This window comes from Halostagnicola sp. A-GB9-2 (assembly GCF_030068615.1).
Lineage (GTDB): Archaea > Halobacteriota > Halobacteria > Halobacteriales > Natrialbaceae > Halostagnicola.
Window position 1 is genome coordinate 125,059 of the sequence record NZ_JASJOC010000008.1, and the last position, 7,488, is coordinate 132,546.

Consider the following 7,488-nt stretch of genomic DNA (forward strand, 5'->3'; position numbering starts at 1 on the left):
TTCCAAATCATAATATATATCCAGATATAACAACCTATACACCCGACTATATACAATATTAATTTAGAATATTAAGATAATATCGCACTACTAGCTTGACACGGCTATTACTCGATATTATGTCATCCGATTATATCGTGTTTGTAACTGACTTCTTTGTCAAGATTACAGGCATATGTCCGTATGATATTTCTTTATCGGAATCACAGCCACTAGATGATCCGGATATATCGAAGCACCGGCACGGTCTAGTTCAAATCCGTCTTAGCAGACATTCAGCCATCGAGCGCTTGATTCGGTCGATCGTAGTAGTGTAGTAGTGGCATCTCAACCGTCTCAGCCGTCTGCGAGCGCTGGTTGGGCAGTCACCAGAATATATGAAAGTGATCGATCTGCATCGAGATGCTTCGAGATGCTTCGAGATGCTTCGAGATGCTTCGAGATCACTTTTCGATGTAGTTTCGCTCGCGATGTTGAACTGGCCGCTCAATCTCGACGAGTGAGAGAATCAGCCAGCCAGCATCGATAAGAAGCGTTGTTTCGCCGATTTCGTGTTTCTGTTGAATTCGGTGGAGGAACGTCGTCCTCAGAAACCGAGATTTCTGCTGTGCAAACGAGGGCACAGTTCGCGTTACTGGGCGTTGATAAATCGAGACTGAAGGAGATGGAAGCCCTTCTACCAAGTCGTGACTGTAGTGTGAGAAGAATTCTATAACACCCTCGAGTTAATACGAGACGAAGGGGCGACGCCCGAGTAACACGACAGCGATCGCTTCACTCGATACGTTCTCGCTTTGCAATCGTGACGAACGACTCGTTTTCAACGTTAAAAGGGTTGATCGAGTAGTCGAGACCCGTAACACGTGACGGCTTCGCCGGCAGCGAGTACTCACCCTTCGAATTCCAGGTTAGCGCGGAGGCGTTGTTGAAGTGCGTCAATATCAACTTGGTGGACGGGATCTGTCCCAGCGAGATCCAAAGCGTGGGCCGCAGCCGCCCCCATCGCGATGCAGGGGCCCATGACTCGAATGGCAGAAAGCGCGTGCGTATCAGCATCTACGCACCGGCCTGCCGCGACGATATTGTCCGCCTGGGCGGGAATCATACACGAAAGGGGGATGTAGTAGACGTGCCCCCAGTCGAACTGCTCGAGGTGAAACTTCTCTTCGGAGTCATGGAGTTCGACCCACCAGGCCGCTCTCGCCACCGCGTCGTCGGGTCGCTCGCCCGATCTGAGCTCGTCGAGGGTCAGCTGATCACGGCTCTTGATCCAGCGCGTCTGACGGATCCCCGGATCGCCGTAGGAACGGACCCGGACGTCCGCGAATATATCGGGAAACTCCGCGCGGAGAAACTCGACGACGTTGTCCACCTGTCGTCGTCCCTCGAAGACCATCTCTGCGTACCCCGAGGGATCGACCGGCGTCTCCATGTGGGTGATATTAGCGAGGAGAAATTCCGAATTAGGGTGATGGATCAGCTGGCCATCCTCGCGAACGAGCCCGTACTCATCGCCGACTTCCGCTAGACGTTCGTGAACTTCCTCGACCGCTAACTCGGAGACGGCTTCGGTGTCGTACCCCTCCATCGTGAAGCTCAACGTTCCGTAAACTGGAGCCGTCGGTTCGCGCATCTCCAGTCCCGCTTCCCAGGTTAGGCTTCCGTCTCCGGAGGCATCGACGAACCCGTCCGCATCGATCCGGACCGGGCCGAAGCGGTTGATGCAATCGAGGTGCTGAACCCGACCGTCTTCGAAGGCAACATCGGTTAATACCGTTCCCAACAGCGTCTCGATTCCCGCCTCAGCAATGGCACTTTCCATCCACCGGGCGAGCCGAACCTCGTCGTACTGGTAGATGGCGGTTTTGAAATAGCCCCCAGTACGTTCGACCATTGCACCCTCGGCGAGGAGGTCAGCAACCATGTCGTCGGCGATGCCGTGAGTGAGCTGTCGAGGATTCTCGCCGTGATCGTAGAGGCCGATTATCGTTCCGATGATCGAATTGACAGCCTGGCCACCGATCGACGAGGCGGCATCGACGAGCACGACCTCGTTGCCGGCTCGAGCGGCTTCGAGTGCGGCAGAGACGCCGGACACACCGGCACCTAAGACGCATATGTCCGCCTCGAACGTCTTCCGTGCCGGCCCCTCCTCGCGGCGAGCGGTTCGAGTATCGATGTCCTTTGGAGGACCCTTCGGCGTCTTGATTTCTTCGGGCGGATCGATAGTGTTTGACATAGTTATTAATTACCTTGGTTATTAGTAACGTTGCACAGTAAAGTAACTTTTGACGGGCGTGGCCAACTGCTGTTCGCTACCCGATCGCAGTACACCGCGATTGCGGGCGACGTACACTCTCACTGATCAAATATCAAATTATTTAAACACCATCAATAAACCAGTAATAATCTCCTCATTCTGCCCAATTTTACATCATTATACCATTCAGTAAAACGCAATGACGAACGACCTAACGATCGACGACGACTGGAATGCGCTTTACATCGATGGCGACTGGGTCTCGAGCGAAGAGGGAGAGAGCCTCGCCGTCGAGGACCCATCTACTCGCGAAGTAGTCGCGGAAGTTCCATCCGCGACTGAAGCGGACGTTGACGCGGCGTACGAATCCGCGGTTGCCGCCCAAGAGAAATGGGGCGAACAACTGCCTGCACAACGCCAGGCGGTTATCCAGCAGCTCATGGAGGCCGTCGACGAACACAGCGACGAAATCGTCGAACTACTCACCGAAGAGGTCGGTGGCACCCACGTCATGGGCCATACGTCGATTCACATCGCGAACGATCACGCTGGCGAGGCGGCGACGCTCCCACGTCGGATGAAGGGTGAACACGCCGATTCGAACATCCCCGGGAAGGAAAACCTCCTCAAGCGCGGACCGAAAGGCGTCGTTACGGTGATTTCGCCGTGGAACTTCCCGCTGAACCTCTCGATGCGCGCCGTAGCACCCGCGATCGCGGCGGGCAACAGCGTCGTCCTGAAACCCTCGACGAACTCCCCAATCACGGGCGGACTGCTGTTCGGAAAGCTCTTCGAAGAAACCGACCTTCCGGACGGCGTCCTCAACATCGTGACGGGGCGGGGCTCCGAAATCGGCGATTCGATCGCCAGTCACCCCGAGAGCGACGTCGTTTCGTTCACCGGCTCGACGGAGGTCGGACAGCACGTCGCGGGACTCGCCGGCGAGAACCTCGCCGTTCCGGCGATGGAACTCGGTGGCAACAACGCGTTCATCGTCACTCGCGACGCCGATCTCGACAACGCGCTCGACGCCGCGACCTTCGCATCGTTCGTACACCAGGGTCAGGTCTGCATCTCCATCAATCGTCACATCGTCCACGAGGATATCTACGACGAGTACGTCGAGCGCCTTACCGAACGTGCGGAGGAGCTTATCACCGGAAGCGCACATAAACCCGATACGGATGTTGGTCCCATTATCGACGAATCACAGCGAGACGAAATGCTCGAGTACGTCGAGAGCACGATCGAGGCCGGTGCGACGCTCGAGACGGGCGGGGAAATCGTCAACATCGACGATGTAGACGACTCGCTGGTTGTTGCCCCGACCGTACTGTCGGACGTAACGAACGAAATGTCCGCCGCGTGCAACGAGCACTTCGGCCCGATCGCACCGGTGATTCCGTTCTCAGACGTCGACGAGGCGGTCGAGATAGCAAACGATACCGAGTACGGTCTCTCCGGAGCCGTCCACGCCGACGATCTTGCAGTCGCAAAGGATATCGCAGAGCGAATGGAAACCGGGAACGTTCACATCAACGACCAACCCATCAACGACGAAGCGCACGTGCCGTTCAGCGGTATCGGCGCGTCCGGAATGGGTTCGTACAACAGCGACGCGTTCCTCCACGAGATCACGGAGACCAAGTGGATTTCTATCCAGCACGAACCGCGAGACTACTCGCTCTGAACCAACTTCGTCGCTTTGTAATGTTATTTTAGATCCAGGATCATCTCACCGCACAAACGTTCGATGCATTATTTTCACAACATAGATCTGAAAATGGGACGCCTCGATTCGTCCCGAACCTGAACAACTGAGTACACACATAAATTTATTGTTATGCAGATGGTATGACAACACATGCCATTTTACAACTACTCTGAGAAAGGGGAGGACCGCGCATCAGGTTTCGAGCGGGTTGAGACGGAACCGAATCCCGATGTAATTTTCCGCGCGCTTTCTCACCGCCGGCGACGTTGTATCCTTCATCACTTACACGGCGTAAAGCAAGCCAAGGTAACTGAACTTACACAACAAATTGGGTCGTGGGAAGAAAAACGCCACACTGAAACGACCTCCGATGGAGTACGCAGGGAAATCAAGACTTCACTCCTCCACACCCACCTCCCGGTTTTACACGATGCAAAACTCATCGAGTACGACGAACATACCACGACGGCGATAGCTCGGGGTCTACCGGAAATAGTGGTGATCTCTATCGAGTACTGTGTACCGATAGATCTCCCGGAGTAAGCACCGACGTGTGGATTTCGATCGATCTGTCGCAGAAACAAATATTCCGACAACTTTCGTTGAATTCAATGGTTCACTCTTGTAATAAGCGATCGGGTAGCGAATTCACTAATGATAGACGCAAGTGACAACCACCGTGGCCGGTAGATACTTGGTAGTACTCTCTGAAAACGCAATAATGACAAATAGAGATACATTGTTGCAACCAACGAGTGGTGATCACGAGAAGGAAATAACGAAACTACGGAACGAACGCGACTTTTGGCGGAACCTATTCAACAGGTTCGTGTCGGAGTTTCCCGAGCCCGCCATGGTTATCGACGACGAGGGAACGATCACACACTGGAACGAGGCTCACGTCGAAATGACCGGAATCAGTACCGAAGAGGCGGTCGGAAACAAAGCGATGGACATCCTCGGAACTGACGACGTGGACGAAACGTTAGCAGAAGAAATCGCTCGAACCGGAGAACCCGTTCGGGAGGATCAAATTCGGTCCGCGACGAACGACGGCGAGGAGTGGCACATCCGGGCGGCAGGGACGCCGCTTCGAACGCCCGATCAGACGTCTATCGGGGCGTTCGAGTACGTTTCAATCGTTACCGATATCATCGAACAGCGAAAGGAGGTCGAACGAACCCAGGAGAAGATCAGCGATACCGTCGATACAGCCGCGAACGAACTGCTTTCGGCGGCCGAAACGAGCGCCGAAAGGAGCGACGAAGTCGATGAACTCGCCAGCGAACAGATCGAAGCTCTCGATGAGGTTCAAGGAGAAATGGAGGCGCTCTCGGCGACCGTCGAAGAGATATCCGCAAGTGCCGAAGAGGTTAGCACCCAGAGTAACACCGCGGCCGATTTGGCCGTCGAGTCCGAAGAGGCGACACAAGAAATAGTCTCGATCATCGCCGAAGTGAGAGAGGCTACTGATACGCTACTAGAAAATAGCCGCGACCTCGAGGAGCGGATGGAGGAAATCGATACGGTCATCGATGTGATCGACCGAATCGCTGATGAGACCAACCTACTGGCCGTAAACGCGAACATTCAGGCGGCACAGGTGGATACGGGGGCGGCCGGATTTAGCGTCGTCGCCGACGAGGTCAAGGAACTCGCCGATCAATCGAAAGAAGAGGTCAACGAGATCGAAGAGATCGTCGACGAGATACGGACGAACGCCACCGAAACGATCAGCAACGTCGAGTTGACGAGCCAGCGGGTCAACGAGGCAAACGAGCGCGCTCACGCCGTCGACGAAAAACAATCCGAGATCAAGTCCGCTATCGAGGAAGCGAGCACGGGTATCGACCAGATAGCCGGCGCAACCGACGACCAAGCAGTCACGACGGAGGAAGTCGCGAGCATGCTTGGAACGTCGGTCGACCAGATCAAAAACGTCGCGACCAAAATCGAGTTACTCGCGGAAACAAACGAGGAACAGATACGGAAGGTTCGGAAAGTCCAGGACGACGTCCACGGTCTCAAGTCGGACCTGTGATGCGCTGGAACTCGAGGGTGTAACAGGCGGAGGACACGACACGTGAGAGCGAATAGACCGATATTCTACTGCACCTCTCTTTCTCGAACCGACGGGGAGGAATGGAAGAGAGCCCCACATGATCCGGGGCTGTTTGGGCTACGTGTTACTCGCGCATGGTCGTTACAACCGGCCACTCCGACTGGAGGAGGATATCTTGCGTGACGCTTCCAAAAACCGCCTTACCGATCGGCGTGCGTTGCCGGCCGCCGATGACCAGATATCGAGGGTCGATCGATTCGGCTTCCGTGAGGATGGCTGTGGCCGGGTCACCTACCCGTCCCGCCATCTTCACCCTCTCGTACTCGTACTCGCCCAGAACCTCCTCGACAACGCGCTGGCTAAACCGAGATGCACTTTCTTCTTCTTGGCTCAGCGAGAAATCCTGAAAGCCGTGTGACTTCCGCTCGATTTCCGCTTTGTGTTCTTCGAAGTCCTTTTCGGGAATTACATGGAGAACGACCAACTCCTCGTCGTACTTTACCGCAAGATCGTAGCCGATCGAGACGGTTTGGGCTGATGAATGTTCTTCGCCTACCGCTGCGAGTACTGTCATACCACCAATTTTGGGCAATATTATAAGAAGTTTTCCCCCGATCGAGTGAAGTTACACGCCTACTTCGGTCTGACGGAAGGTCGCGTCGGGCGTACCGTCGAATTCGTTTTCGGCGTGTTTCGAGAAGGACGCGGGTTTGCAAAACGAAAAACGATATAGGTGTCGTTCGCGAACAGATGTCTATGAGCGATCAGCGCCACGCCAACAGCGATTCAAGATGGATCAGTGATAAGCGCCCAGCCCGCGACACGATTAATCGCCGATCCGCTACTGGAGACGCCAAATCAGAGACGACCGCGGTCACGGATGGCGGACAACCCCACGACAGCGTCGAGCACCGGAAACTCATCATCGCGGGAACGGGCATCGCCGGGCTGACAGCCGCGATCTACGCCGGCCGCGGCGACAACGACCCGCTGGTGATCGAGGGCGACGAACCCGGCGGTCAGTTGACCCTGACCACCGACGTTGCGAACTATCCCGGCTTCCCCGACGGCATCGGCGGCCCCGAACTGGTCAACAACATGAAAGAGCAAGCCAGACAGTTCGGTGCCGAACTGAAAAACGGCATCATCGCGGACGTCGATGCCTCGAGCAGGCCGTTCCGGGTCGAGTTGACCAACGGCGACGTCTACACGGCCGACGCCGTAATCGCCGCTTCGGGTGCGAGCGCGCGCACGCTTGGTATTCCCGGCGAGGACGAACTGATGGGCTACGGCCTCTCGACGTGTGCAACCTGCGACGGAGCCTTCTTCCGCGATGAGGACATGCTCGTCGTCGGCGGCGGCGACGCCGCCATGGAGGAAGCTTCCTTTCTCACCAAGTTCGCTGACACCGTCTACATCGCCCACCGACGCGAGGAGTTCCGCGCCGAACAG

Annotated in this window: 5 protein-coding genes and 1 pseudogene; 4 read left to right on the plus strand and 2 right to left on the minus strand. The window is 55.7% G+C overall.

Annotated elements, in window-relative coordinates; all coding sequences use genetic code 11:
- Positions 1-889: 889 nt before the first annotated feature.
- Positions 890-2,239, minus strand: a complete 1,350-nt coding sequence (locus QNM96_RS17535) for an FAD-dependent oxidoreductase (protein ID WP_283837960.1) — start codon at positions 2,237-2,239, stop codon at positions 890-892.
- A gap of 220 nt (positions 2,240-2,459) precedes the next feature.
- Here QNM96_RS17535 and QNM96_RS17540 point away from each other — a divergent pair, with 220 nt between their 5' ends.
- The 3 genes from QNM96_RS17540 to QNM96_RS17550 all read left to right on the plus strand — a co-directional run bounded on the left by QNM96_RS17540 (position 2,460) and on the right by QNM96_RS17550 (position 6,015).
- On the plus strand, positions 2,460-3,950 hold the full coding sequence (locus QNM96_RS17540; protein WP_283837961.1) for an aldehyde dehydrogenase family protein: 1,491 nt from the start codon (positions 2,460-2,462) through the stop codon (positions 3,948-3,950).
- Between the two features lie 174 nt (positions 3,951-4,124).
- Positions 4,125-4,517, plus strand: coding sequence for a hypothetical protein (locus QNM96_RS17545; protein ID WP_283837962.1), 393 nt, complete (start codon positions 4,125-4,127; stop codon positions 4,515-4,517).
- Between the two features lie 178 nt (positions 4,518-4,695).
- Positions 4,696-6,015 carry a methyl-accepting chemotaxis protein gene (locus QNM96_RS17550; RefSeq protein ID WP_283837963.1) on the plus strand — a complete coding sequence of 440 codons (1,320 nt, stop codon included), beginning with the start codon at positions 4,696-4,698 and terminating at the stop codon, positions 6,013-6,015.
- Positions 6,016-6,160: 145 nt separating this feature from the next.
- On the opposite strand, the gene QNM96_RS17555 is transcribed toward QNM96_RS17550, so the two are convergent.
- Positions 6,161-6,610: a universal stress protein gene (locus QNM96_RS17555; protein WP_283837964.1), complete on the minus strand. Its 450-nt coding sequence runs from the start codon at positions 6,608-6,610 to the stop codon at positions 6,161-6,163.
- 329 nt (positions 6,611-6,939) lie between these two features.
- On the opposite strand from QNM96_RS17555, the pseudogene QNM96_RS17560 reads away from it, so the two are divergent.
- Positions 6,940-7,488: pseudogene (locus QNM96_RS17560) on the plus strand (FAD-dependent oxidoreductase); the annotation flags it as partial.

Excerpts from the sequence above, each read along its gene's own strand:
- QNM96_RS17540 (WP_283837961.1), top strand. The coding sequence starts at position 2,460 with ATGACGAACGACCTAACGATCGACGACGACTGGAATGCGCTTTACATC.
- QNM96_RS17545 (WP_283837962.1), top strand. The coding sequence starts at position 4,125 with ATGCCATTTTACAACTACTCTGAGAAAGGGGAGGACCGCGCATCAGGT.
- QNM96_RS17555 (WP_283837964.1), bottom strand. The coding sequence starts at position 6,610 with ATGACAGTACTCGCAGCGGTAGGCGAAGAACATTCATCAGCCCAAACC.
- QNM96_RS17550 (WP_283837963.1), top strand. The coding sequence starts at position 4,696 with ATGACAAATAGAGATACATTGTTGCAACCAACGAGTGGTGATCACGAG.
- QNM96_RS17535 (WP_283837960.1), bottom strand. The coding sequence starts at position 2,239 with ATGTCAAACACTATCGATCCGCCCGAAGAAATCAAGACGCCGAAGGGT.